23 protein-coding genes are annotated in these 25,978 nt (G+C 60.2%); 10 read left to right on the forward strand and 13 right to left on the reverse strand.

The genetic code is table 11. The features are described from left to right. Positions 1 to 302: 302 nt before the first annotated feature. The 7 genes from AB4X18_RS06495 to AB4X18_RS06525 form a co-directional block, all read right to left on the reverse strand. Positions 303 to 3,323 (reverse strand): aminotransferase class III-fold pyridoxal phosphate-dependent enzyme, encoded by a 3,021-nt coding sequence (locus AB4X18_RS06495; RefSeq protein ID WP_370399316.1) that lies wholly within the window; start codon positions 3,321 to 3,323, stop codon positions 303 to 305. 72 nt (positions 3,324 to 3,395) lie between these two features. After that, positions 3,396 to 4,157, reverse strand: coding sequence for an N-formylglutamate amidohydrolase (locus tag AB4X18_RS06500; RefSeq protein WP_432817207.1), 762 nt, complete (start codon positions 4,155 to 4,157; stop codon positions 3,396 to 3,398). A gap of 52 nt (positions 4,158 to 4,209) precedes the next feature. Then, positions 4,210 to 5,097, reverse strand: coding sequence for a branched-chain amino acid ABC transporter permease (locus AB4X18_RS06505; RefSeq protein WP_370399318.1), 888 nt, complete (start codon positions 5,095 to 5,097; stop codon positions 4,210 to 4,212). A gap of 3 nt (positions 5,098 to 5,100) precedes the next feature. Further along, positions 5,101 to 5,814 (reverse strand): ABC transporter ATP-binding protein, encoded by a 714-nt coding sequence (locus AB4X18_RS06510; protein ID WP_370399319.1) that lies wholly within the window; start codon positions 5,812 to 5,814, stop codon positions 5,101 to 5,103. Between the two features lie 12 nt (positions 5,815 to 5,826). Further along, a complete protein-coding gene (locus AB4X18_RS06515) occupies positions 5,827 to 6,978 on the reverse strand; it encodes an ABC transporter substrate-binding protein (protein ID WP_370399320.1) in 1,152 nt (383 codons plus the stop codon). Then, entirely contained in the window at positions 6,975 to 8,852 is a 1,878-nt protein-coding gene (locus AB4X18_RS06520) for a branched-chain amino acid ABC transporter ATP-binding protein/permease (RefSeq protein ID WP_432817208.1), read from the reverse strand. The genes AB4X18_RS06515 and AB4X18_RS06520 overlap by 4 nt, the downstream gene beginning before the upstream one ends. After that, a complete protein-coding gene (locus tag AB4X18_RS06525; protein WP_370399323.1) occupies positions 8,845 to 9,507 on the reverse strand; it encodes an isochorismatase family cysteine hydrolase in 663 nt (220 codons plus the stop codon). Before AB4X18_RS06525 ends, AB4X18_RS06520 begins: the two co-directional genes overlap by 8 nt. Before the next feature lie 191 nt (positions 9,508 to 9,698). Between AB4X18_RS06525 and AB4X18_RS06530 the strand changes: the two genes are divergently transcribed. From AB4X18_RS06530 to arfB, 8 genes are all read left to right on the forward strand, one after another. Then, a complete protein-coding gene (locus AB4X18_RS06530) occupies positions 9,699 to 10,547 on the forward strand; it encodes a MurR/RpiR family transcriptional regulator (protein ID WP_432817209.1) in 849 nt (282 codons plus the stop codon). After that, complete coding sequence (locus AB4X18_RS06535; RefSeq protein ID WP_432817210.1) at positions 10,544 to 11,854, forward strand: glutamine synthetase family protein; 1,311 nt, start codon at positions 10,544 to 10,546, stop codon at positions 11,852 to 11,854. The genes AB4X18_RS06530 and AB4X18_RS06535 overlap by 4 nt, the downstream gene beginning before the upstream one ends. 51 nt (positions 11,855 to 11,905) lie before the next feature. Further along, the gene (locus AB4X18_RS06540; RefSeq protein ID WP_370399327.1) at positions 11,906 to 12,892 is read left to right on the forward strand and encodes an acetamidase/formamidase family protein; all 987 of its coding nucleotides are present in this window, start codon (positions 11,906 to 11,908) and stop codon (positions 12,890 to 12,892) included. Positions 12,893 to 13,111: 219 nt separating this feature from the next. Next, positions 13,112 to 14,485 carry an MFS transporter gene (locus AB4X18_RS06545; protein WP_432817211.1) on the forward strand — a complete coding sequence of 458 codons (1,374 nt, stop codon included), beginning with the start codon at positions 13,112 to 13,114 and terminating at the stop codon, positions 14,483 to 14,485. After that, on the forward strand, positions 14,482 to 15,423 hold the full coding sequence (gene mepA, locus AB4X18_RS06550) for a penicillin-insensitive murein endopeptidase (RefSeq protein ID WP_432817212.1): 942 nt from the start codon (positions 14,482 to 14,484) through the stop codon (positions 15,421 to 15,423). Before AB4X18_RS06545 ends, mepA begins: the two co-directional genes overlap by 4 nt. Then, on the forward strand, positions 15,399 to 16,301 hold the full coding sequence (locus tag AB4X18_RS06555; protein ID WP_370399328.1) for an esterase-like activity of phytase family protein: 903 nt from the start codon (positions 15,399 to 15,401) through the stop codon (positions 16,299 to 16,301). The genes mepA and AB4X18_RS06555 overlap by 25 nt, the downstream gene beginning before the upstream one ends. Positions 16,302 to 16,393: 92 nt before the next feature. Beyond that, positions 16,394 to 17,014, forward strand: a complete 621-nt coding sequence (locus tag AB4X18_RS06560; protein WP_370399329.1) for a queuosine precursor transporter — start codon at positions 16,394 to 16,396, stop codon at positions 17,012 to 17,014. A 386-nt stretch (positions 17,015 to 17,400) separates the two neighbouring features. Beyond that, positions 17,401 to 17,823, forward strand: coding sequence for an alternative ribosome rescue aminoacyl-tRNA hydrolase ArfB (gene arfB / locus AB4X18_RS06565; protein ID WP_370399330.1), 423 nt, complete (start codon positions 17,401 to 17,403; stop codon positions 17,821 to 17,823). Positions 17,824 to 17,832: 9 nt separating this feature from the next. Here the strand turns inward: arfB and AB4X18_RS06570 are convergent, their stop codons facing one another. The 4 genes from AB4X18_RS06570 to smpB form a co-directional block, all read right to left on the reverse strand. Next, positions 17,833 to 19,017 carry an aromatic amino acid transaminase gene (locus AB4X18_RS06570; protein WP_370399331.1) on the reverse strand — a complete coding sequence of 395 codons (1,185 nt, stop codon included), beginning with the start codon at positions 19,015 to 19,017 and terminating at the stop codon, positions 17,833 to 17,835. Then, entirely contained in the window at positions 19,017 to 19,871 is an 855-nt protein-coding gene (gene sseA / locus AB4X18_RS06575; protein WP_370399332.1) for a 3-mercaptopyruvate sulfurtransferase, read from the reverse strand. Before sseA ends, AB4X18_RS06570 begins: the two co-directional genes overlap by 1 nt. Positions 19,872 to 19,956: 85 nt before the next feature. Next, positions 19,957 to 21,168: an MFS transporter gene (locus tag AB4X18_RS06580; RefSeq protein ID WP_370399333.1), complete on the reverse strand. Its 1,212-nt coding sequence runs from the start codon at positions 21,166 to 21,168 to the stop codon at positions 19,957 to 19,959. 116 nt (positions 21,169 to 21,284) lie between these two features. Continuing rightward, a complete protein-coding gene (gene smpB / locus AB4X18_RS06585; protein WP_370399334.1) occupies positions 21,285 to 21,773 on the reverse strand; it encodes an SsrA-binding protein SmpB in 489 nt (162 codons plus the stop codon). A 184-nt stretch (positions 21,774 to 21,957) separates the two neighbouring features. On the opposite strand from smpB, the gene AB4X18_RS06590 reads away from it, so the two are divergent. Beyond that, entirely contained in the window at positions 21,958 to 22,635 is a 678-nt protein-coding gene (locus AB4X18_RS06590; RefSeq protein WP_370399335.1) for an SGNH/GDSL hydrolase family protein, read from the forward strand. Positions 22,636 to 22,674: 39 nt separating this feature from the next. Here the strand turns inward: AB4X18_RS06590 and AB4X18_RS06595 are convergent, their stop codons facing one another. Next, the gene (locus AB4X18_RS06595; protein WP_370399336.1) at positions 22,675 to 23,493 is read right to left on the reverse strand and encodes a sulfotransferase family protein; all 819 of its coding nucleotides are present in this window, start codon (positions 23,491 to 23,493) and stop codon (positions 22,675 to 22,677) included. Between the two features lie 142 nt (positions 23,494 to 23,635). On the opposite strand from AB4X18_RS06595, the gene AB4X18_RS06600 reads away from it, so the two are divergent. Continuing rightward, a complete protein-coding gene (locus AB4X18_RS06600) occupies positions 23,636 to 25,213 on the forward strand; it encodes a DUF5928 domain-containing protein (RefSeq protein WP_370399337.1) in 1,578 nt (525 codons plus the stop codon). A gap of 128 nt (positions 25,214 to 25,341) precedes the next feature. On the opposite strand, the gene AB4X18_RS06605 is transcribed toward AB4X18_RS06600, so the two are convergent. Then, complete coding sequence (locus AB4X18_RS06605) at positions 25,342 to 25,974, reverse strand: DUF1523 family protein (RefSeq protein ID WP_370399338.1); 633 nt, start codon at positions 25,972 to 25,974, stop codon at positions 25,342 to 25,344. Between the last annotated feature and the right edge of the window lie 4 nt (positions 25,975 to 25,978).

Raw genomic sequence — 25,978 nt, forward strand, 5'->3', positions numbered from 1 at the left:
CAGGGTTTCTGCCGCGCGCAACAGGCATGATTAATTCCCTTGTTTTCAGCTAAATTCAAACCCTTTTTTGCCAAAGCGGCACAAAGGGGAAAAAGCATATCATAGCACAATACTTGGCCGTCATACACCGATCGTGCCGCTGAGAGATCCGCACGATGACACGGTCCCCGGACAGTTGGCCTTGCAAGGTGCATGTCTTGCGCGACAACTGCCTGCCGCTTTGCCATGGCTTGGAGATGTGAAACCTGAGGCAGTTGTCAAGGATACCTTGCGCAGGTCGCAAAACGGCCTATCGCAGCGGCCTACCGCGTCTCTAGCGCATGGAGGCAACTTGCCTCCGCCAGTACGCGGTCCAGTACTGCAAGGATCATGTCGACCGCATTCGCATCGATTGTCAGTGGCGGGCGGATTTTCAGGACATTGTCCGCAGGCCCCTCTGACCCGATGAGGACGCGGTGGTTGCGCATGGCATTCTTCACGTAGTCCGCCACGGCGGTGGCCGGTGCGCGTGTGTCGCGGTCCGTCACCAGATCAACGCCAATAAACAGGCCATAGCCGCGTACATCTCCGACAAACTCATGCCGGTCGGCCAGACCCCGCAGGCCGTCCTGCAATTTGTTTCCCATCAGGCGGGCATTCTCCATCAGCCCTTCATCATCCACGATATCAAGAACTTCCTTGCCGATGCGACACGACAAGGTCGATCCTCCGAACGTTGAAAAGAATTCCGGTCCTTGGGAAAACGCATCTGCAATGGCGCGGGTGGTCACGACGACGCCCAAGGGATGACCATTGCCGATGGGCTTTCCCAGCACAACGATGTCAGGCACCGCACCTTGCTGTTCAAACCCGAAATAGAAATCGCCCAACCGGCCGAGACCTGTTTGCACTTCATCGGCGATGCAAATCCCACCAGCGGCACGGATCCGATCGTAGAGCTTTGGCAGATACCCAACCGGCGGAATGATCTGGCCACCCACACTGGGAAATGTCTCCGCGATGAACCCGGCCAGTGTGCCATCCTTCTGTGCGATCCGCTTCAACGCATCATCGACCTGTGCCGCATATTTCTCGGCGCGGTCCGGATCATCGCGGCGATGCCGCCCGCGATAGTCATCCGCAACCTCGATCAGGTGCACCCAATCGCTGGGGCCGACACCGCCCTTGGCATTGAACTTGTACGCCGAAAGATCAATCGCGCCCGTGGTATTGCCGTGATAGCCATGATCCGGCGTGATCATATCGCGCCCGCCGGAAGCCGCCCGCGCCAGACGAAGCGCCAGTTCGTTCGCCTCCGAACCGGAGTTCACGAAAAAGCAGACGGAAAGGGGATCAGGCAGCTTGGAGATGATTTTCTCAGCAAAGGCTGCCTGTGCCGGATGCAGATAGCGGGTGTTGGAATTCATCCGCCGCAGTTGGTCCGCCGCGACCGCCTGAATGCGCGGATGCGCGTGGCCCACGTGCGGCACGTTATTGTAGGCATCCAGATAGGGCCGACCAAATTCATCAAACAGATGATGTTTCCATCCTCTGAGCAACATGACCGGATCCGCATAGCTCAACTTCAGATTATCGCCAAAAAGCCGTTTGCGATCCGCCTGCACCTGCTTTTTGTCCATCGGGTGATACTCTGCATATCCGTCCTCAAGGTTCAGCAGTGCGGCAGGGTTGGGGCATAGCGCCTCCCAGAATTCAATGTCATCTGGATCTGCGACACCCGGCCAATCCTGCCCCATACCGTCTGTTGTGAGGGCAAGTTGGAAATGGACATGCGGGGCCCAGCCCCCTGATTGTGTCACATCGCCCAACCGCGCAAACACGTCGCCCGCGCCAATCTGCTGCCCCACCTTGAGCCGCGTGCAAACCTCGGGGTTGAGATGACCATAGAGTGTAAAGAACGCGTCGCCCTCAGGCGTTTCATGCGCAAGGATCACCACGCCGCCATAATCCAGATGATCGGTCCTGTTTTCAATCGTGTGAACGGTTGCGGCATAGGGCGCGTGCAATTCGGTGCCCGCAGCGGCAAAGGCATCTATCGCCAGATGAACCGTGCGCCGGTTTGATGCTTTCCACGGCCCGCGCTGGAATGCGGGCGCAGTATAGATCAGGCGCGGCTCCCGATAGTAGCCCAGCCAGATATCGCCGATGTCGAATTCTTGGCCGATGTTCCCAGCCTCGGCGACGGGAAGGTCGAACGGGTTGATCGGGCTGGCTGAATTCTCCACCGAAAGGCTCCCCATCGGTGCCGCATCCAGCGACTTTCCCATCAAGGGTGCAAACTGCCCTCGCTGTTGATCTAGCCAAGCCAGAATACGCGGGGCCGCATCTGTTACAGGCAATCCGCAGGCGACACGCAATCGGGCGCTGATCAATTCGGCGTTCACAGCACCACTTTCCAAAAACGCCCAGGCCGGTTTTTGCGAGATCACGACATAGGGGTCGTCGGGATTTTCAATTGCCATCTGCGTGGAGTTGACCACACTGACGGCAAGCCGCATCCGCAACAGCGGCCAAATCAAATCGACCTCGCCTGCCGTCAAGGGCCATGCGCTATGATACCCGCCGACGACCGCGGCCAGCGCAGCTTCGGGATCGGGTTGATCCAGGACCATGTAGGCGCATGTGATGGCCAGATCGCAAACGCGGGGGCTGGCACACATGTCACCCAGATCAATAACGCCGGAAACATGTGGTGCGGTGGCAAGACCCCCGTTTGCAATGATGTTGCAGTCATTGACGTCATTATGGATCGCGACCGCAGGCAAGGTGGCCAGTATTTGTTTCACCCTGTGGTAGCCCGCCCCGATGTCAGCGATCAGGCGACGCCGCTCAGGATCGGGAATGACGTCCATCTTATCCGTGATCCAGTCTGCTTGCGTCAGGTTCCATTTGAAATCCCGCGCCAGTGACGGATGCGTGAAATCGGCCAAGGCCCGCCCCATCCTGCCAACTGAATGGCCCACGTCGGCAAGCAGCTCGATCGACTGCGGCCGAAAATCCGCAAAGACTTGCCCTTCTATCTTCTCAAGCAGCCAGACAATCCGCATCTCGCCCTTTTGATCCGGCACTATCGCGTACAGATCACGCGCCATCGTCCTGATAACGGCAGGCACACAAACATCCGGCGCTGTCGCTGCGATATGCGCAAGCGCCCGGCACTGCATGTCAATGAACGAAGGGGCGCAGCCCGCACGCATCACCTTGAGCACATGCTCCTGTTCACCGCGCGCCAGAAAGTTCAGGTCATACTCACCGTCAAGCGGCGTCAGGCTGGCCTCTATGCCCCATATGTCACGCAAGGCCTGCTGCCAATGATGTGCCAAGGGTCCCCTCCACTGATGTTTTCTGCACTGGTCTGGATCATCTACATCCACCGCGCAATCAGGCGCACGTTTCTAGGCGACTGCAACCAGATCTTGAATGGCGTCGGCAATCATTTTTGCCCAAAGCTCGATCTGCGTCTCAGTCTGCACCTGATCGTTGCACACTTCGATCAGCGTATGGCGCAGGCCGCGCGGCTCTGCATGCACGGGGATGAACCAATCGCTGGTATCGTCAATCTGATAGGGCTGGTTCACTTCCATCGTCAGGTCCGGGTGGCGGCGGGAAAGGCTGCCCATCAGCGCTTCCGCCGCGGCCAAATCACGGCGGCACAAGAACCCCGCGTCCCACTTACGCCTTGTCCCGCCCTGCATCTGGCGGGTGTAGGTGTGAATGGAAAATGCGGCCTTTCGCGGGCTATAATCAAAGCCTTCGCGGATTGCCGCGTCTAGCGGGTCAAAGATTTCCCGCTTGCGATCAAGCCGTTCTTGCGCCTCAAGATGTTGATTGCCCGGAATGACGCATTGGTCGCTGATCGGCGGAATGAACCCTTCCGCTTCAGGCGGGCGGTTACAATCCACAACCAGCCGACTGTAGCGTTGCAGGATCAGTGGCGCGCTGAGTTTTTCTGCAACCCGTCGCGACAAAGGTTCTGCGCCGATATCCCATCCGATGTGCTTGTCGACGGCACCCTCTTGAAGGCCTAGTCCGCCAAGCTGCGCCGGTATCGCCTGCCCGGCATGTTCGCACAACAACAAAACGGGGCTGTTGCTATCTGGGTTGACCCATTCAACGGGGGCGGGATCTCCGTTCGTGATCAAGGTTTGTCTGGCCATATCAAAACCCAATTCCACAAATCAGCGCCTTCGCCCAGATTGCACCACCTGATCAAGACCGGTTGCCAGTTGTGGCAGGCAACAGCCCATCAGGACGCCAGAGCAAGGCCGCAATCACCATCGCCAGCACAATCGCATCGCGGTAGGGCGACAGGCTGTCAGGCAGGAATGCCTGCGTCAGGACTTCCAGAACACCAATCACGAAACCGCCCAGAACAGCGCCGCTCAGGCTGCCCAACCCGCCCAGTACCGTGGCGATAAAGGCCTTGAGCACCGGAAAGAAGCCCATCATCGGGTCGACAGATCCCCTTTGCGCAGTCCAGATCACCGCCGCGATACCCGCCAGAAGGCCGGAGATGGCAAAGGCGATGGCAACGACACGGTTGGCCCGCACGCCCAACAGCTTGAGCATCTCCAGATCTTCGGCGGCGGCCCGCATGGCCATGCCCGTGGCCGTACGTCTTAGCACCAGTGTCAGCCCCACCAGCGAGGTGAACGCCACGATGATCGAAACCGTTGGTACGACGCCAATGGTGGCCCCACCGATCTGATAAGTGCCCGACCATGATGCCGGAAATGATATTGGGACGGGCCGCGCAGAAATCCCGTTCTGGAACAGCACCTTGAGGATCTCTGAGACCGCAAAGCTGGTAATGAGCAGGGTCACGACATCCGCCCCCCGCATTGCCCTGAAGGCCGTACGCTCAAGCGTCAGTGCCATTACGACGGCCGCCCCGATCCCCACGGCCAAAGCCATCACCGGCGACATCCCGAACACCAGCGCAAGGAAAATGCCGTATCCCCCGAAAGTCATGATATCGCCATGCGCAAAATTGATCAGCCCGACGATGGAAAACACGATGGCAAGGCCAAGCGCCAGCATCGCGTACACCCCGCCAAGGCTGATGGCGTTAATGGATTGTTGCAGGATCAAATCCATCCGTCAGGCCGCCAGATAGGCCGCTTGCAGCAGCTTGTCATTCTTCAAGTCCTCCGGCGGCCCTGACGCGGCAACGGCACCGTTTGCCAGCACCACGGCATGATCTGCCACATCAAGGGCAAGGATCGCATTCTGTTCCACCAGAAGGATGGATATGCCTTCATCACGCAACTCCTCGATAATGCCAAAAATCGTGTCGACCATTTGCGGCGCCAGCCCCAATGATGGCTCATCCATCAGCAAAAGGCGCGGTCCGCTCATCAAGGCGCGTGCAACGGCCAGCATCTGCTGTTCACCGCCCGAAAGAAGGCCCGCCAATTGCCTGCGTCGTTCGCCCAGAATGGGAAAGCGTTCCATCATCGCGTCCTTGCGGGCAGCCGCCTTTGCCGCATCAGAAAGTACTGAACCCGCCAGCGTCAGATTATCTTCGACCGAAAGAGCGGAAAAGACACGCCGCCCTTCGGGTGAAATGGCCACGCCCGCACGCACAATGGCGTCGGGCGTGGCCCCTGTCATGTCCTGGCCAAAGATGGAAACCGATCCCGCAAAGATCTTGCGGGCACCCGCAATGGCCATCACGGTTGATGTCTTGCCCGCGCCATTGGCGCCCAGCAGGGCCGTCACGCCGCCCAAGGCCGCCGTCAGGTCCACGCCACGCGTGGCCTGTACAGGGCCATATCGGACATCAAGGCCCTTGAGGGTAAGTGCGGCTTCCATTTGGACTTGGCCTTATGGCTTGGGCAAAGTGGCAATGTCCGCCTGCGTACGCATGACGAATTCCTTGCTGCCATCTGCCTTGATCCGCGCAACCACGACATCGCGCAGCGGCATCCGGTCTGTGCCCTTGAAGGTAAAGTCGGACATGATGGCGGTACCGTTCTCAATCTCTGCCATGGCGGCTGCAACTGCGCGCGGTTCTGTCGTACCCGCCGCAGCGACGGCCTGTTCAATCATATTCACGATGTCACAGCCGCTTGCATAATAGTTGTTGTCGGGTGTTGTGCCCGTAGCTGCCGTAAACTCCTCGATGAACTTGGCATAGGCGGAGCCTTCGTCAGGGAAACCGCCGGATGTGTGCACAACGCCGTCCACGACATCGCCCAAACCACGCACGGTTGGCGTGTCCAGCACATCGCCGCCCATCACCTGCGTCGTGACGCCTGCGCCGCGCAACGCTTTGATGAAGGCGGGGAAATCAGGCTCCCACGCCCATGTGACGATCACGTCCGGTTGCGGATCAGCAGCCTTGATCGTGGTGACGATGGCAGAAAAATCCGGTTGGTTCAGTGAAAAGCTGGATTCGCCCACAACCTCTCCGCCAAGCCCGGAGAAGACCTCACCAAAATAACGCGGGCCGCCCAGCGTATACGCGCTGTCGGGCGATACCAGCAGATAGGCCTTTTCCAGCCCCTGGTCGCGCGCATAACCAGCCAGCACCGCGCCTTGTTGGTTGTCCGCCGGATAGCTGCCGAACACATGCTCCCCCACTTGCGTGAGAACAGGTGCCGTGCCTGCAAATGTCATCGTCGGGATGCCGTCGGCCATAGTGATCTGCGCCGCGGCGATCGTCGGATCGGCATCGGCGGAGGACACGATAAACTGTGCGCCATCGTCGATCATCTCCTGAACGACCTTCACACCCTCCGCAATGTCGGAGCGGGTATCCTTGACGATGGTCTTCACCATATGCGTGCCGTTCAACCCGCCATTGGCGTTCTTCTGATCGACGCAAAATTGAAAGCCCGCGTAGGCGGGGCCATCGTAAGGGGCCAGATACCCCGATTGGGCAGACATAACGCCGATTACATAGTCCTCGGCGCTTGCAGCACTGGCGACGATCAGCGCACTTGTCGCAGTCAAAAGCAGATTTCTAAAAGTCATGGTCTTACTCCTTGTTGAGGGGTGGTTTCTTCCTTCGTATTGGCGATGGCCGCCGCTGTGCGGCCGCGTCCGATGTAGGCTTCGATGACCGCCGGGTCGGCGCGCACCTCTTCGGGTGTTCCCTGCGCAATCAAGGTGCCGCGGTTCATCACCACCGTCCAGCTGGACAACCGGTTCACGAACCGCAGATCATGGTCGATCAACAAAATCCCGATGCCCCGCGCATCGCGTACTTTGATCAGCCTGTCGGCAAGGTCGTCTGTCTCCGCTGGGTTCATCCCTGCGGCGGGCTCATCCAACAGCAAGATCACCGGCTCCTGTGCAAGCGACCGCGCGACCTCCAACCGCTTGCGTGCCCCGTAGGGTAACGCGTCAGCGCGCGTCGCGGCCAGGGCGCCCAGATCAAAAGCATCGAGTTCACGCAAGGCGACAGCCGCGGCGTGCGCGCTGGAGTGTCCAGCGGCCAACGCCGAAACCAGCACGTTTTCATAAACGGTGAGGCCCTGAAACAGGCGCAGGTTCTGAAAACTGCGCGAGACGCCGGCACGCGCAATACCTTCGCGCGACACGTGGCTGAGGTCCTTGCCGGATAACAAGGTCTTGCCTGCATCGGCCTCATATTGGCGGGTGATCAGGTTGACCAACGTGGATTTGCCTGCGCCGTTTGGCCCGATCAGACCCGTGACACGGCCCGTAGGCGCTTCAAAGCTCATGTCTGCGACAGCTTTGACGCCCGCAAAACTCTTGGACAGTCCTTGCGCCGAAAGCGTTGCCCCCTCAACGACTTTTGGCGCCGGGGCTGGTTCGGTCTTGCCAGTGACGCGATTGAAGAAACGCGCGCCTGCCCCCGGCCCCAGTTCAAAACTGCCGACAAGGCCGGTGGGCCGCTGCCAGATCACCAGAAGGATCGCCAGACCCAGTGATACCGTCGTAAGGCCAAAGACAGCAGGCAAGGTGGCGCCGAAAACTTCGACCCCCCCTTCAAACTGGCGAACGGTGTCCTGCAACAAGGTCACCCCGATCACCCCCGTCACCGCGCCCCCAACGGAGGCCATACCACCGACGATCATCATCGCCACATGTGCAAAAACCAAAGACAGATAAAATGACGCTGGCGAAAACGCGCCCAGCATATGGCCATAAAGCGCACCCGCGACAGCGCACATGGTGCCGGACAAACACCAGCTGATAAACCGGCTGCGCCCAGGGTTGATGCCCAATGCCGCCGCCGCATCCGCATCATCACGCGCCGCCCGCGCAAAGAGACCCAGACGGCTTTCACGATAGAGCCGCGCCAGAATGATGAACACGACCGCCGCACAAAAGGCGAGGGTCAGATCGACGATGCGCGGCACACCGAAAAAAGTCTGGCTGCCGCGCGTAATCTCTCGCGCGCCGATGGCAACGCCGTGCGTGATGATCAGCAACCCCAGCGAAGCAATCGCAGCCGATGCGCCCGTCAGCCGCGCAATGGCACTTCCACTGAGCATGGCAAAGGCCAGACCCACGCAAGCAACCACAGGCAAGGACGCCCAAAGCGATGTTTCGTGACCGGCCAGAAAAGTGGGCAATTCAGGCAAGGCTGTCCGCTGAATACCCGCTGGCATGGTCAAGAGCCCCGAAAGGTAGGCGCCAATGGCCATGAACGCGCCATGCCCGAAAGACACAATACCGGTGTTCCCGCAAAAAACCCCCAGCGCCACGACCGCCGCCACATTCACGCAAAGCTGGACCGCAATGCGTTCGCCCGCGCGCCCAAACAACACCGTCAGGATCGCAACGACCACCGCCAACAGGCCAACGCAGACAAGCGTGCGCGTGATATTTGCCGCTCGCAATCGTGCCGGATGGCAAAAAAGCGCTGCCTCACTCATTGCGCGAAAGTTCCTCCAGCAATTGCTGTGTGGTCACTTGACGGCAATAGCCCTTGATCGTGCGCAAGGAGTTCTCATGCCGATCCTCGGAATAGGTCAGGCAGGCGTCGGTCACCTGCGTGACCAGATAGCCTAGATCACAGGCATCACGGATCGCGCTTTCCACACATTGATCGGTGATCAGACCGCACAGCACGATCTGGCGGATGCCCATGTTGCGCAGCACGTAATCGATGTGGGTCGATACAAAAACCGAAGAAGACGACTTCGGGAACACGATCTCATCTTCGCCCGGCGCGATTTCGTCGATGACTTTGCCGTCCCATGATCCTTTTGGCACGTTGAAGCCGGTGATCTTGTAGTCAAGGCTGCGGTCCCGGCCATCTTTGGTCAGGCTTTCGATGGTGGTATACATCACCTCGACCCCCGCACCGCGGCACCCCTTCTGCAAAGCCTGCATATTGGGCACAACGCGGGTCCCAAGCTGATCAAAGAACCAGCCATATGTCTCATCGAACGCACTGTCGGACATTTCCTTGAACTCGGCACCTTCGCGCTTGGCGCTGAAATTCTGGACGTCGATGAACAAAAGTCCCGCCTGATCCGGTACCAACGGCACCTCGCGCGTCAGGGCTGCATGGGCGTTATCGATCATAGGCTAAACTCATTTCAAAGACATGACGGAGCGGCATCTCAGGGAGATGCCGCAGAAGTCGGCAAAATGCGGAGTTTTTGCATAATTCGCGATGAAGAAGACGAAACCTCTGTTTCATTGTCAACAAAAAACGTTGACCTGAAATCAAACTTCAAACACCCTTGCCCAAAAGAAGGGCACGCAAACCATCTATGATGATCCGGGACCGCATTGAGAAAGAGGCCGAAAACCTGACACTCGGCGAGCGCAAGCTGGCAGCGGCAATTCTGTCGGATTATCCGTTTTCAGGGCTGTCGCCGATCCATGAGCTTGCCAAACACTCAGAAGTCTCCGCACCGTCCATCTCACGGTTCGTCACCAAGATCGGGCTTGAGGGGTACCAGGAATTTCAGCGCGAGCTGATTTCCGAGCTCAAGCAAGGCATGCGATCCCCACTTGATCTTCATGCGCCTGAGCGCAAAGTGCAAGGCGGGTTCCTCAAGGACTTCATTGCCAAATCGACCTCTCAGATGGCCATCGCGGCGGATGCCATCACCGAAGACCAGTTCACCCAGATCTGCACCTTGCTGACCGATCCAAAACGGCGCATTTATGTATTGGGCGGACGCATCAGCGACACGATTGCCAAACACCTGACCTTTCATCTGCAGCTGATCCGCAAGGACGTTTACCACCTTCCCGCCAACGCCGAAAGCTGGCCCGACTACCTGTTGCGGATACGTCAGGGGGATATCCTCTATCTGGTGGATTTTCGCCGCTACGAAGCCATGCTTGGTCAATTGGCCAAGCAAGCTGCGCAAACGCGACAGGCCCGCATCGTGTTGATGACCGACAAATGGATTTCGCCGATTGCCAAACACGCGCACGAGGTAATGCCCGTGCCAATCGACAGTGGCACACTTTGGGACACCTATTCCGCCGCCCTTGCCGTGACAGAGGCGATCGTAACCCGCATCGCTGAGCACAACTGGGAGAAAACCCGCGCCCGGATGGAAGCCTGGGAGGCGCTTAGACTGAAACCAGTGGATGATCATACATGACCCCGATGCCCCTTATCTTCGCCGCCACCTCTGACCTTGCGGGCAAGGTGCGCGGCAAGGCCTTCCCCGCTGATCAATTGGACAAACGGTTGAAACGCGGTGTCGGATGGACGCCCACGAATGTGCAGATCACCTGCTTTGACCGCATCGCGGAAAGCCCGTTCGGTGCGCTTGGAGATCTGCTGTTGATCCCCGACCCTGAAGCCGTTGCAGACGTGTGTTTCGACGGCGGTCCAAGTGAACACTTCATGCTGGGGGACATCACCACGCTGGAAGGCGACCCATGGGATTTCTGCATGCGGTCCCTGCTGAAAGCCGCGCTCAAACGTCTCCATGATCAGGCAGGCGTGAACCTTATCTGCGCGTTCGAGCATGAATTCCAACTCAAGGCGTTGCCTGCGATCGACAATGAAGGATACGGGCGCGGCGGATTTCAGGCCCAGCGCGCCTTGTGCGAAACGCTGATGGCGGCACTGGCACAGGCGGGGCTGGAACCCGACAGCATCATGAAGGAATACGGGCCAAACCAATACGAGGTTGTTGTTGGTCCCGCCCAAGGGGTGCGCGCCGCCGATGAGGCGGTGATCCTGCGCGAGCTGACCCGTTCAGCCGCGCGTTCACAGGGACAAGCGGCAACTTTCACACCGATCCGGGATCCCGAAAGCGTGGGCAACGGCGTGCACATTCACATGAGCTTCGTGAACGATGCCGGCACGCCTGTCACTTATGACAAAAACGGACCCTGCGGCATGTCACAGATCACCGATGCCTTCGCAGCCGGTGTGCTGAAATACTTGCCCAACATTATCGCGCTCACGGCGCCGTCGGTCATCTCCTATGCGCGCCTGACCCCGCACCGCTGGTCTGCAGCCTATAACAATCTTGGATTTCGGGACCGGGAGGCGTCACTGCGGGTCTGTCCCGTCACCGCCAGGGACCCTGCATCCATCGCGCGACAATTCAACATCGAATACCGCGCGGCTGATGCCGCCGCCTCTCCGTATCTCGCGCTTGCCGCCATTTTGCATGCGGGCACACAAGGGATTGAGGATGCATTGAAATCCCCGGACCCAACCGAAGAAGACCTCTCGCTTTTGTCACCAGAGGCGTTGCAGGCACGCGGTTTTGTCCGCCTGCCCGAAACACTGGAAGCCGCCCTTGATGCGTTTGAAGCTGATAGCACTGTCACCGGCTGGTTCCCCGGGCCTTTCGCTGCTGTCTACCGCGCCCACAAGACCGCCGAAATCGCCCATGTCGCTGATATGGACACGGCAATGCGTTGCGCGGCCTACGAGGGGACCTATTGAGGCGGATGGCCAAGGGAAAGGCCGCCACAACAAATTCAGGAGCACGATCAAATGTCATGGATTTCCAGTTCTTTCATGGGACGCAAAGCCGTCGCACAGGGCCAACCCGGCACGCGCCATCACCTGAGCGAAGCAGATCAGGGCACGTTTCATTACGTATATGGACCCTATGCGTCACCGGTTCTGCACATCGCACCCGGTGATGTGGTTGAGGTTGAAACGCTCGACGCCTTTGGCGGTGCAATCAAGACCGAAGACGATCTTCCGTCGGAGGTGCTGAACATGCCGTTCGTGAACCCGCAAAACGGTCCCATCGCTGTGGAAGGGGCCGAAAAGGGTGATGTGCTGGCCGTGCACATACACTCAGTACTTCCGCGTGGCCCCCAGCCTACAGGCACTACCGCGCTGATCCCCAGCTTCGGGGCCCTCGTGGCGGACGCCAACATGATGCTGAACGCCGCCATTCCAGAGCGTGTCAAGAAAATGGAAGTGACGCCTGATGGCATCAAGTTCTCCGACCGGATCACCCTGCCTTTTGAGCCCTTCATCGGTACCATGGGCCTGAGCCCCGAGATCGAGGCCGTTTCATCGCTCCAACCCGACTATTGGGGCGGTAACATGGACCTGCCGGATGTGGCACCGGGGGCGATTGTCTATTTTCCGGTGCAGCGCAAGGACGCGCATTTCTTCGTCGGCGACTGCCATGGCCGCCAGGGTGATGGCGAATTATGCGGCGTTGCAGTGGAAATCCCGGCGACCGTGGTCTTGCAGATTGACCTGATTAAGAACTGGACGATCCCCGGCGTGCGTCTGGAGACCGAAGACTTCATCATGTCTGTCGGCTCTGCCCGCCCGATGGAAGACGCGGCACGGATGGCCTACCGCGATCTGGTGCGCTGGATGGTCGAGGATTACGGCTTCGAGGAGAGCGAGGCCTACTTTCTGGCCACCCAAGCCGGACGCATGCGGGTAGGGAACATCGTCGATCCGAAATATACTCTGGGGGCTTCGATGCGTCGGGAATACCTTACAGATTAACGGTCAGGGGCGGTTCGTTCACCACGACAAGCCCTGTGCGTTGCGGATATCGACAGGCGGCGATGGGCAACCCAATTCACCCTGCCACGTGCCGTTCGCGGGCAAGGCGAATGCCATCGACCCGATGCGCATCCTGACGACCTTCGACCAATGTCGCATCGCTTGCGCGCGCGGCGGCAGCCTGATCTACACTCGCTTCAGGAATCGAAAGGCATCACCATGGAAACCAACGCGGCACGCAAACGTATTTGGGGATGGTACGCCTTTGACTGGGCCAGCCAGCCTTACAACACACTGCTGCTGACGTTCATCTTCGGCCCCTACTTCGCGCAAACCGCAACCGGCAGCCTGATGGCGACCGGCATGGAAGAAAGCGCCGCCAAGGCACAGGCACAGGCCTACTGGGGATACGGACTGGCGGTCGCAGGCGTCTGCATTGCCGTGCTCGCCCCTATTCTGGGCGGCATTGCCGACAGTTCCGGCAAGCGCATGCCCTGGATCTGGTTCTTTTCCGCCCTCTATGTCATCGGGTCGGCCGGCCTGTGGTGGACCGCCCCCGAAAGCTTCTCCCTGCTTTGGGCCTTGTTCTTTTTCGGCATCGGTCTGATCGGGATGGAATTCGCGACGATCTTCACCAATTCCTACTTGCCCGAACTGGACCCGGACGAAGGCGAACGCGGACGCATCTCCGGCTCCGGCTGGGCGTTTGGATATGTGGGTGGTGTCGTCGCGCTGATCGTGATGATCGCGCTGTTTCAGGCGGGGCCCAATGGCAAGACGATGGTGGGGCTGTCGCCGCTCTTCGGACTGGACACCGAAACTAAGGCCGACACGCGCATCGTCGGGCCACTGGCCGCCGTCTGGTTCATCGTCTTCATGGTCCCGTTTTTCCGCAACATCGCGGACAAACCGCGCCCCAGCACCCCCCGCGCGCCGCTGCGGCAAGGGATTGCCGATCTGGGCCGCACCCTGCGGGGACTGCCAAGACATCCCTCACTGATGTCATTCCTCGGCGCGTCGATGTTCTACCGCGACGCGCTCAACGGTATGTACACCTTTGGCGGCATCTTTGCGTTGGGGGTGCTGAACTGGTCGATCATCGACATTGGCATCTTCGGCATCATCGCGGCCATTTCCGGCGCGGTGTTCTGCTGGGTCGGCGGCCGGGTGGACCGCGCAATTGGCCCCAAGCCAGTGATTGTGTTCTGCACCGTGGTCCTGATTGCAACAGCGATCCTGATCATCTCGCTCACGCCGACCTCGGTGATGGGCATCAGTGTGGGCGAAGGATCATCACTGCCCGACATCATGTTCTACCTCGCCGGTGCCGCCATCGGCGCGGCAGGCGGCGCGCTGCAAGCCTCCTCGCGCAACATGCTCACCCGGCAGGGCAACCCCGACCGCATGACCGAAGCCTTCGGCCTTTACGCGCTCTCCGGGAAAGCCACCGCGTTTCTTGCCCCCGCTCTCATCGCAATCGCAAGTGACATCACCGGCAGCCAGCGCCTGGGCATTGCCCCCGTCGTGGGGCTGTTCATCATCGGCCTGATCCTGCTAGCATGGGTCAAACGGGATGGAGATTTTGCCAAATGACCCTGACACGCGTTCTGATCTGCACTGCTTTTGCCCTGACCCTCGCAGCCTGTGGCGGGGAAACAGACCGCGATATCAGCGGCGCTTCGGTTATTCTGCCCACCATCGGCTCTTCGGGCGGCGCGCGCAGCAATGTGCAGGCCAAGCGCTTGTTCGGCGCGAAAAGCTTTGCCTCGGCCCAGCCGCCTGCCGCATATGGCAGCTATGCCAAGGGCTGCGCAGCCGGCGCGCAGCAATTGCCGGAAACCGGGCCCACCTGGCAGGCCATGCGCTTGTCGCGCAACCGTAACTGGGCGCATCCCGACATGATCGACATGGTCAAGAAACTGTCGGTCAAGGCGGCACAGCAACCGGGCTGGGCCGGGATCTATGTCGGCGACATGAGCCAGCCGCGCGGCGGTCCGATGCTGACCGGGCACCGCAGCCACCAGATCGGGCTCGACGCCGACATCTGGATGTTGCCACCCAAATCGCTCACCCTCTCCCGCCAACAGCGCGAAAGCATCTCGTCAATCTCCATGCGCCGCGCCAAAGGCGCCTACGTCAACAGCTCATGGACCCGCGCGCATCACGAAATCCTCAAGGCCGCCGCACAGGATCCGCGCGTGGCGCGCATCTTCGTCTTCCCCGGCGCCAAGGTGCAGATGTGCGCGGATGAAAAAGGCGACCGCCGCTGGCTGCGCAAGATCAGACCCTGGTACGGCCACCACTACCATTTCCACATCCGTATCGCCTGTCCGGCGGGCCTGCGCGGCTGCGTCGATCAGGCCCCGCCACCCCCCGGTGACGGCTGCGCCGATGCGCGCCAGTGGCAAGCCAATATCCTCAACCCGCCCCCGGCCAAGCCGCGCGACCCCAATGCGCCCGCGCCCAAGCCCCGGCGCGAACTGACGCTTGCCGACCTCCCCGTACAATGCAAGGCGGTTCTGGACAACTGACGCACACTGCACGCCTCTGGCTGGCCGCCCTGCTGTTGGTGGCCTGCACCCTGCCCGCCAGCGCCGACCCCGTCCTGCAGCGGGACACGATGCTGATCTGGCAGGGCAAGGCGGATTGGTTCGGCGGTTTTTCGGGCATCGAAGTGCGGGATCAGGGCGAAACGCTCCACCTGATTACAGATAAGGGACGCCTGATCAATGCCCGCATGCAACGCGAAGAGGGCAGGCTTGTCGCCATCACCAACACCAACTGGCGCAAGATACGCTACACCAACGGCATTGGCGTCAAAGGCCCTTTCACGGATTCCGAAGGTCTCGCCATCGCCCCCGATGGCCGCATCTTCGTCACCTTCGAACACCGCCACCGCCTGGCAGAAGTCGACCCCGCAACCGGTGTGATGACCCAAATGCCCGGCCACCCGGACTTTGGCAGTTTCGCGAAGAACAGCGGGTTGGAGGCACTGGCAATCCATCCCGACGGCAGGCTCTTCGCCCTACCCGAACGCTCCGGCAGCCGCCGGACCCCCTTCAACCTCTATACCTTCGATGGCAACACCTGGCAGATCACCGGCCAACTGTCCCGCCACGGCCCTTTCCTGCCGGTCGGTGCAGACTTTGACGCCAACGGCATGCTCTACCTTCTGGAACGCGCTGCCACGCCGCTGGGGTTTCGCAGCCGCATCCGCCGCTTCGATCCCGACCAGACCACCCGGGGCGTCATCACCCTGCTGACCACCGGCCCCGCGCAATATGACAACCTCGAAGGCATCAGCGTCTGGACCGATGTGGCGGGCCAAACCCGGCTGACCCTGATCTCGGACGACAACTTCCTGTCCATCCAACGCACGCAGGTCGTCGAATATCTCCTGACGGAATGACTTGCACCAGACCTGCTTTGCCCCTAAAGCACCCCTGCCTGCGATCCCCGCAAGCCAAGTCGCCGCACCCTTGCAAAAAACGGTTCTTAGATATGACACGCTCCACCCTTCCCGGCATCCTTGCCATGGCTGCCATCGTCGTGGCCTCCAACATCCTCGTGCAGTTCCTCTATGGGAACTGGCTCACATGGGGGGCATTCACCTATCCACTGGCATTCCTGGTCACCGATGTGATGAACCGTGTCTACGGTGCCGCCGCCGCCCGCCGCGTCGTACTTGTGGGCTTCGTGGTCGGCCTGATCTGCTCGCTGATCGGCACCCAGATCATGGGTGAATTCGGCCCGCTGGTCACGCTGCGGATCGCCATCGGTTCCGGCATCGCCTTCCTCGTGGCACAATTGATTGACGTCTCTGTCTTCGCCGCCCTGAAAAACGGCACCTGGTGGCGCGCCCCGCTGGTCAGCACCCTGATCGGCAGCACGCTGGACACCGCGATCTTCTTCTCCATCGCCTTCTCCGGCAGCCTCAGCTTCATCCACCCCGCGACGGATGTTGCATGGGCCGGCGAAATCCTGCCGCTGCTGGGCGCGGGCCCCATGGCGCCGCTCTGGGTGTCGCTGGCCGTAGCCGACTGGGCGGTCAAACTCTCCATTGCGCTCCTTGCACTGATCCCTTTCCGGCTGATCACCACACGGCTTTCAGGCACCACATAACCCCTTCCAAATGGTTAAAAAAACCTCGGGAGTTTGAGGGGCGAGCCCCTCATCCAAAAATACAAAATCGCGTGCGGCCCCCTTGGGCCGCGCCTTGCCATCACCTGCGACAAAAAACTGCTTTGTCTTTTGGAAAACCTGTGCAAACCTCCCAATGAGTTCAACAAATGTAAAGGAGGTGATCCAGTGTCAAGAAAGGTATTGGAAAGAGGTGTCGGAACAGCTTGGGAGGTATCCTGCTAGGGCAGCCCTTGGCGGTAGAAACCTTCAAGTGGACCACGGTCTAACCGACCCACTTCCTTGAACCATTCGAGAGGGCCGCCCACATCGGGCGGCCCTTTTCGCATCCGCTGGCCCCCCGGACAAAGGGGTGCGATAAAGCTCCCATGCTACGGATCAATGACGACATCATCATTCAGGACTGGGAACTGACGGAAAGCTTCATGCGTGCCTCCGGACCCGGCGGGCAGAACGTCAACAAGGTGTCCTCGGCGGTGGAACTGCGGTTTGAAGCCGCCACCTCCCCCTCGCTCCCCGGTCCGGTCAAGACCCGTCTCAAACGGCTCGCGGGCCGCCGCTGGACCACGGAGGGTGCGCTGATCCTGCAATGTGACGAAACCCGCAGCCAGGCGCGCAACCGGGATATCATTCGCGAACGGCTCGCCGACCTGATCCGCAAGGCGCTCACCCCGCCCAAACGCCGCATCGCCACGCGTCCCACGCTGGGCTCCAAAAAACGCCGCCTCAAAGCTAAGAAAGTCCGCGGAGAGGTAAAATCCCTGCGCGGCAAGATCGACCCGGAAGGCTAGGTTCGCGCCCTAGACACCCACATCAAGGATCGCAGCAGCCAGAATGGGGACCGTCTGCGCATTCAGCCCGGCAATATTCATCCGGCTGTCGCCCACCATGTAGATCCCATGCTTTTCCCGCAGCGCCTCGACCTTGTCGGGACTGGTTCCAAGCCGCGAAAACATGCCCCGGTGCTGCGCCAAAAAGCTGAACCGATCCGACCCTGAAAGCCGCTGCAATTCGCTGGCAAGCTGCTCCCGCAACCCCAGCATGGCATTTCGAACCTCTTCCAGTTCCGTCATCCAGTCGCCACGCAACGCGTCGTCATTCAGGATGGTTGTCACGATCCGCGCCCCGTGATCGGGCGGAAAGCTGTAATTCTGGCGGTTCAGAAACGCCAGCGTGGCCTGGTTCAATCCCCGCGCCGACGCATCCGCCGCAATGGCCATCAACAGCCCCGTCCGCTCGCGGTAGATGCCGAAGTTCTTCGAACAACTCGCGGCGATCAGACATTCCGGAACGGCGGCAACCAGTTTGCGGGTGGCCGCAGCGTCGGCGTCCAGCCCATCGCCAAAACCCTGATAGGCAATGTCGATCATTGGCGTCGCTCCGGTTTGCAACAACACTTCGATCACCGCATCCCATTCCGCCGTGTTCAAGTTCGCTCCGGTCGGGTTGTGGCAGCACCCATGCAGCAGCACCACATCGCCTGCCCTTGCGCCCTTCAGGTCCGCCATCATCCCGTCAAAATCAACGCCCCGCGTTTCATCATCGAAATAGCGATAAGGAACCATCTCCATCCCAAGATACTTCAGGATCGACAAATGGTTCGGCCAGGTCGGGTCGGAAACGAAGACGCGCGCATCGGGCCGCGCCATTCGGATCATCTCGAACGCCTGCCGCACCGCACCGGTGCCACCGGGCGTGGCCACCGCAGCCACGTTTTCGCGCGGCACCGCATCCGCAAGCACCAGGCTGATCATCGCATCGCCAAAGGCCGGATCGCCCGCCAACCCGGTATAGACCTTGGTATCCTGCGCTTCCCAGATCTGCTGTTCGGCGGCTTTGACCGCGCGCATGATCGGCGTCAGGCCCGTCGCATCCTTGTAGACCCCTACCCCCAGATCGATCTTGGTGTCCCGCGGATCTTCGCGGTACATCTGCATCAGGGCCAGGATTTTATCAGCGGGCTGTGCCTTAAGGGTCTCGAACATCACGCGTCTCCCGTTGCGACAGGCACGGTGGGGAACATCCCCCATTCGGCCCATGATCCGTCATAAAGCGACCAGTTGCGATGGCCCATGCGCTGCAACGCCAACCCAAGGATCGCGGCCGTGATCCCCGACCCGCAAGAGGTGATGACCGGCTTGCCCAGATCCACGCCTGCCGCCTCAAACACCGCGCGAGTCTCCTCCAGCGATTTCATCGTCTGGTCCGCATTCAGCAGGGTCTCATAATGCACGTTGCGCGATCCCGGAATATGACCTGCGCGTAACCCCTCGCGCGGCTCGGGCGCATCGCCCCGGAAGCGTCCGGGCGCCCGTGCATCCACCACCTGCGGCTCTCCCAGCTTGGAGGCCTGTGACACCTGCGTGACATCGCGCACCAACTGGTTCTGAAACCGCACCGTCATGTGGCGGTCGCGTGGAATGGGCGGCATATCTTCAGTCGGACGCTCTTCGGCCAGCCACTTGGGCATCCCCCCATCCAGCACCGCCACGTCTTCCTGCCCCATCAACTTGAACAGCCACCAGACCCGCGCCGCCGACAGCAATCCCGCACCGTCATAGACGACCACCTGATGGCCATCCCCCACGCCCATCGCCCGCATCCGGGACATGAACTTCTCCACCGGCGGTGCCATGTGCGGCAGATCCGACCGGGCGTCGGAAATCTCGTCAATGTCGAAGAACCGCGCGCCGGGAATATGCGCATCATCGTATTCCGCCTTCGCGTCGCGCCCCCCATCGGGCAGATACCATGACGCATCCAGAATCCGCAGGTCAGGGTCCTTGAGGTGCTGGGCCAGCCAGTCGGTTGAAACCAGGGTTTTCGGATCGTCAGCCATGCGCAGCCCTTTTGTCTGAAGGTCAATCCTGACTACCGTCGCGGGCTGGGGCTGGCAAGGGGATCTGCGCGGGCTGCGGCGTCCCTCAGGCCGGTTTCATCCGCGATGCCCCCAGCCGCGGATGAAGATGCCCCGCCAGCCGCCACGCCAGAAAGCTGGCGACGCCCGCCGCGGCAAAGATCCCCGAAATCGGCGCGACAAGCAGGATCAGCCAGGCCGCCCCCGGCGTCGCGATGCCCGATACATCGCGGTACGAGGAATAGACCGCCGACATCTCCGTCCGCTCGGACGGTTTGACCGCCATCAGAAAAGGCAGACCCGCGCAGACATCCAGCAGGATCAGAAAGAAGCTGGCGCAGAACAGCAGCGCCACCACCGCTGCGGGATGCAGAAATCCGCACCCGGCGGCGAAGAACAGCAATGCGCAGGCCAGAAAACCCGCGCGCACCGAATAACGGATCGACCGCGCCTGCATCCACCGCAACATGAAGGGCGAAAGGAACAGCGCCCCGTTGGTAACCGACAGCAGCGCCCCGCCCAACTGCTGCCCCAGACCGGCCTGCGTGGCAAAGATCGGCAGATAGACCACATACGCCCACCACCCGCAGGACCGGATGACCGCAAAGACCCAGCCCGCAATCAGCCGGGGCTGCTGCAGGAAACGGCCCAGAAACCGCATCGGGTTCGGCGCGGACCGCGGGGCGCGGGTGATCAGCTTGCCATTGCCAAGCCGCATGTACATGAACATTCCCACCATCATCGCCGCCGATAGACCTGCAATGATGAAGGGCGCGGGCGGCCACCAGCCCCACAAAAGCACCCCCAGCAGCGGTCCTGCCGTCCAACCCGCAGCGGAATAGAACATCCGCGCCGTCTCGCATTTCCCCAGCTCGATCCGCGCGATGTAGTCCAGCACGTAGGCGTTAAAGCAGACAAAACACACCACTGTCGAAACGGAGTTAAGCGTCAGCGACAGCACGATAAATTCAGGCGTTCCCACCATCGCGCAAGCTGCCCCGATGATGAACCCGCTCGCGCCGATCCCGTAAATCCAGCGCCGTGGGACATATCGGTTCAGAAAGGGCACCATCAGTCCGCTGATAAGCGACAGGATGCCGATGACGAAATAGACCGAACTGATAACCGCCGCATCGCCCAGCGCATTATACATCGCCACCGGAAAGACCGAGATCAGAATGCCCCGCGTGATCGCCTCAAAACCCGCAAGGGCCGCGAAACCCCGCACGGAGGGCGCCGGGGCATGGCGCAACCACTCGGGTATTCGGCGTTCGAACATGGCTGGAATCCTGCACGTCTTGCCAGACAGCTTGCCTGTTTTCGATGCAGTTGCTCAGCCCGGCGCGACAAAATGCAGAAAGGAAAGCGACATCCGGCGTACCGGTTCATTCGCCGTCAGCCATGATCCTTCAGCAATCGCTGCTTTTGCCGCGACCAGTCGCGCTTGGCTTCCGTCTCGCGCTTGTCATGGGTCTTCTTGCCCTTGGCGATACCGATCTTCAGCTTCGCCATGCCGCGATGGTTGAAATACATCACCAGCGGCACCAGCGTCATGCCCTTGCGCTGCGTGGCGTTCCACAAATCCGCCAGCTGCTTGCGCGACACCAGCAACTTGCGCCGCCGCCGCTCCTCGTGACCAAAGGTCTTGGCCTGCGCGTAAGGCGCGATATAGCTGTTGACCAGCCACAATTCGCCATCCTCCACCGCCGCATAGCTTTCGGCGATGTTCGCACCGCCACCGCGCAGGGATTTGACCTCCGACCCTTCAAGGATGATGCCGCACTCGATGTCATCCTCGATCGCGTAATCAAACCGCGCCCGGCGGTTTTCGGCGATTACCTTGTAATTCGGATCGGATTTGGATGCGGTTTTGACCTGTGCCATGCAATGGGATGTAGAGTGCGCCGTTCACATGCGCAAGCAGCCCCCCTCGTGCAACGCCCTGTACCGTGGACAATGCGCCGTTTGGAAAAGGCATTGTCCACAACTTTATGGCGAATTCACCATATTTTCGCCGCATTCGAATGGCAAAAATGTGGCATCATACCGACGAATCTGGGGGTACGTCATGAAGCTGCGCATTGCCTTTTGGGGCATGGCCCTTTGCCTTTTCAGCACCGCTTTGACTGCGAACGAACCCATGCGCGTACTGGTGATGGGTGACAGCTTCATGACCACGAATGCCGCGGCCGGGCAGGCGGTCCCCCACCAGCTTGAACGGGGTCTGGGCGTCAAGATACGTAGCCAGGCGATCATGGGTGCCCGCTTTGGCTACAACCTGCCGATCACCGGCGCGCTTGGCATGAACATCGCAAAACAATACCGCGCAGGCGATTGGGACTGGGTGGTGATGAACGGCGGCGGAAACGATCTGTGGATGGGCTGCGGCTGTACCCGTTGCAAGCGGCGGCTCAACCGCCTGATTTCTCCCGACGGGCGCAAGGGGTCCATCCCCGCGACAGTCGCCCGCGCCCGCGCCAGCGGTGCACGGGTAATCTACGTCGGCTACCTGCGCAGCCCCGGACTCGGCTCTCCCATCGAACACTGCAAGAAAGTCGGCGACGCGCTGGAGGCCCGCATCGCGGTCATGGCCAAACAGGATCCCGGCGTCAGCTTTGTCTCCCTCGCAGACATGGTGCCCCACGGCGATGCGAGCTTTCACGCGCTCGACATGATCCATCCTTCGCCCAAAGGGAGCGCCGCGGCCGCGAAACGGGTGGTGGCAGCGATCAGGGGCGCGCAGTAGGAAACAGCGCAGGAGTGTCGGCTGGCACCTCCAGCTGCCTCAGTCCCCCAACTTCGCGTGCACCTCATCCAGATCAATATCGCCCACCGGCATCTTGTTGCCCGGATTGTCGAAATCGTATTTGAACAGCTCGAAGTCGCGCTTGTAAATCTCCCGCACCAGATGCATCGACAGATCGTCGAAGTAATCCTCCACCGGGTGCGCGCGTTTGGGGCCGTGGCCCTCGCTCTCGTTGAAACGGGGAATATCCGCCAGCTTTACCGCGTGCGGCGTCTCGATCGCATCGAGGACATCCTGCATCCCCTCGTTGAAACTCTCCGTCCAGACGATCTTGTCATAGGTCCCGCCATTGACGATGAAGGTGCTCACATGCCCTGACATCGCGGACCAGTGAATGTCCGGGTCCATCGGCCGCCGCCAGCGGATGGTATCGCGCGTGAACAACAGGAACCGGCGGAAACTGGCGATCTGGTCAAACTCCTGCTTGCCGTCCTCGCCCCCCACGTCAATCCCGTACTTCTGGATAAGCAGGGGCACCAGCTTGCCCCGGTAGCGTTTTCCGTTGCGCTGAATGCCGCAGATCTTGTCGAAGAACGACGACAGTATGCGCGTGTAGGGGTTGCGCACGCAGGTAAAGGCATAGGACCCATGGCTTTGCACGTTCTTGGTGATCGGCACCTGTGACGCATCCAGCGCCCATTTGTGCATGCCCGATTGCGCATCATGGATGTCACCGTCGAAAAAGGTGCCATGATCGGAATAGAACATGATCTGTCCAATCGTAGAGCAGGCGCATTTCGGCACCACGCGGTACACCACGCTTTCACTCTCCGTCATCCAAGTCCCGGGAAACCCCATCTGTTTCTGCCCTTACCTATGGCCACGTCTGTGCCGACGCGATGCCTTTGGCACAAAAAAGCAAATAAATCCTGTTTATTCAATCTAACTTCATCATTATTGAGGTTAACAGACGAGCAAAAACAGACAGGCCAACCCTGCGATGGCAAAAATCGCCTACATATTGCTGTGCCACAAGGACCCAGGCGCCATCATTCGGCAGGCCCGGCGGCTGACGGCCGTGGGTGATTACATGTCGATTCATTTCGACGCCTCCGCCAGCCCCGCCGACTTCGCAGAGATTAAGGAAGCGTTAAGCGGTAACCCACGGGTAACCTTCGCGCGCAAACGTATCAACTGCGGATGGGGGGAATGGTCACTGGTACAGGCCACACTCTATGCCGTACAATCCGCGGTCGAAGCATTCCCGCGCGCAACCCATTTCTACATGCTGTCGGGTGACTGCATGGCCATCAAATCCGCCGAATACACCCACAAGTTCCTCGATGACCATGACTTCGACTTCATCGAAAGCCACGACTACTTCGAAAGCGACTGGATCAAGACCGGCTGGAAGGAAGAACGCCTGATCTACCGCCATTGGTTCAACGAACGCACCCAGAAGAAGCGTTTCTACGCCATGTTCGAAGCGCAGAAACGCCTCGGTCTCAAGCGCGAAATCCCCGCCGATCTGCAGATCATGATTGGCAGCCAATGGTGGTGCCTGCGCCGCCGCACGATCGAATGGCTGCTGGATTTCGTCAAGGAACGCCGGGACGTGATGCGCTTTTTCCGCACCACGTGGATCCCCGATGAAACCTTCTTTCAGACCCTCGTCCGCCATCTGGTGCCGGAGGAGGAAATCCAAAGCCGAACGCTCACCTTCCTGATGTTCACCGACTACGGCATGCCGGTGACCTTCTACAACGACCACTACGAACTCCTGCTCAGTCAGGACTATCTCTTTGCCCGCAAGATCAGCGCAGAGGCACAGGACCTCAAACGCCGCCTCGGCCTTCTGTATGCCGCCCAAGGCGTGCAATTCCAGATCAGCAACGAAGGGCGCAGCCTGTTCAAGTTCCTCTCCGGCAGGGGCCGCATCGGGCGGCGATTTGCTACCCGGTTCTGGGAAACGGAATCCACCCTGGGCCGCGAGCGAGAACTGCTGATCGTGGTCTGCAAGAAATGGCACGTGGCCAAACGGGTGCTGGAGCGCATTCGCCAGACCACCAACGTTCCCGCCATCGAATACCTCTTCAACGAGGAAGACACGCCACTGCCCGATCTGGGCGGCATCCAGAAAACCCTTGGCAAGCGGACCCGCCACCGCCGCGCCCTGATGCGGATGCTGTTCGACTATTTCGAAACCGACCGCCTGATCGTCTGCATTGACCCCGCCAACCTTGATCTGCTGAACGACTTCGCTTCCGACCGCTCCGTCACCCGGATCCTTGAAATCGAATGCCAGTTCACGGATGAATACCTGATCGGTCACGCGATGCGCGTGGGCCTTGCGGGCGATCAGACCTCGCAGGACACGCTGACCCGGCTCCTGCCCACCATCCGCAACGACATGGTCTATGAAGCCGACCGCATCCGCGACGCGCAATTCGAAAACCACAGCCGCATCCGCGAAATCGCCGAACCGGATGACAACGCCGACGCGCTCTCCGACTTTCTGAGGATATCAGCAGACAAGGCGCAGGAAATCGCGCAGACGGACTACCTCTTCGCGGATTGACCGTACGCCCGGTCCCCCTCTTTTTGGCCTTAAATCCCGCAGGAAGTTTGAAGGACAGCGTCCTTCATCAAAAGAATGGAATCGCGTGCAGGCAAAGCCTGCTCCATCCAGTCACAGCGTGCGCGCCCTCAGGTCTTCTTGCGCCACGTCCCCAGCCAGCGCCGCACGGCACCGCCCTTCTCTGCCAGATCATCCTCGATCGCTTCCAGCGTGGGATCGATCCGCCGCATCCGGAACCGGCGCCAGCGCACCCAGATCGCCCAGACCAGCGCCGCAAAAAGCGTCAGCACAATGATGTTCACCCATGGAATGCCCTTGGGCGCATCCGACCCTTCAACCGGGCGCAGTGAAATCGCATTCGGGAAGATCGACAGGTAAAAATTCCGCCAGCCGTAATGCGTGACCACGTACCACTCCGGCGCCGCCTTGGTCGAAACCGCATCTGCCGCTTCGGTATACAGGTTCGCCGTATCCAGCTTGAAGTAGGGCGGCCAGCCCCAACCGGTATCCTCGTTGCGATAGACCACTACACCGCCATCGGGCCGCACTGCCTGAATGAATTGCACATCGCGATTGATCAGGCTGGCCACCTGATCGTCCGGCGCGGACCAGAACATCCGCGTCCAGCCTTCCAGATCCTGCCGTTCCTCATAGGTGTTCACGATCCGCACGATGTCGCGCTGCGGCAGCGTATAGTGAAAGAACCCCGCAACCAGCACCCAGAAGGTGATCCAGAACGTCCATTTGATGACCCTAAACATCGCG

The organism is Sulfitobacter rhodophyticola, from assembly GCF_041281685.2.
GTDB lineage: Bacteria > Pseudomonadota > Alphaproteobacteria > Rhodobacterales > Rhodobacteraceae > Sulfitobacter.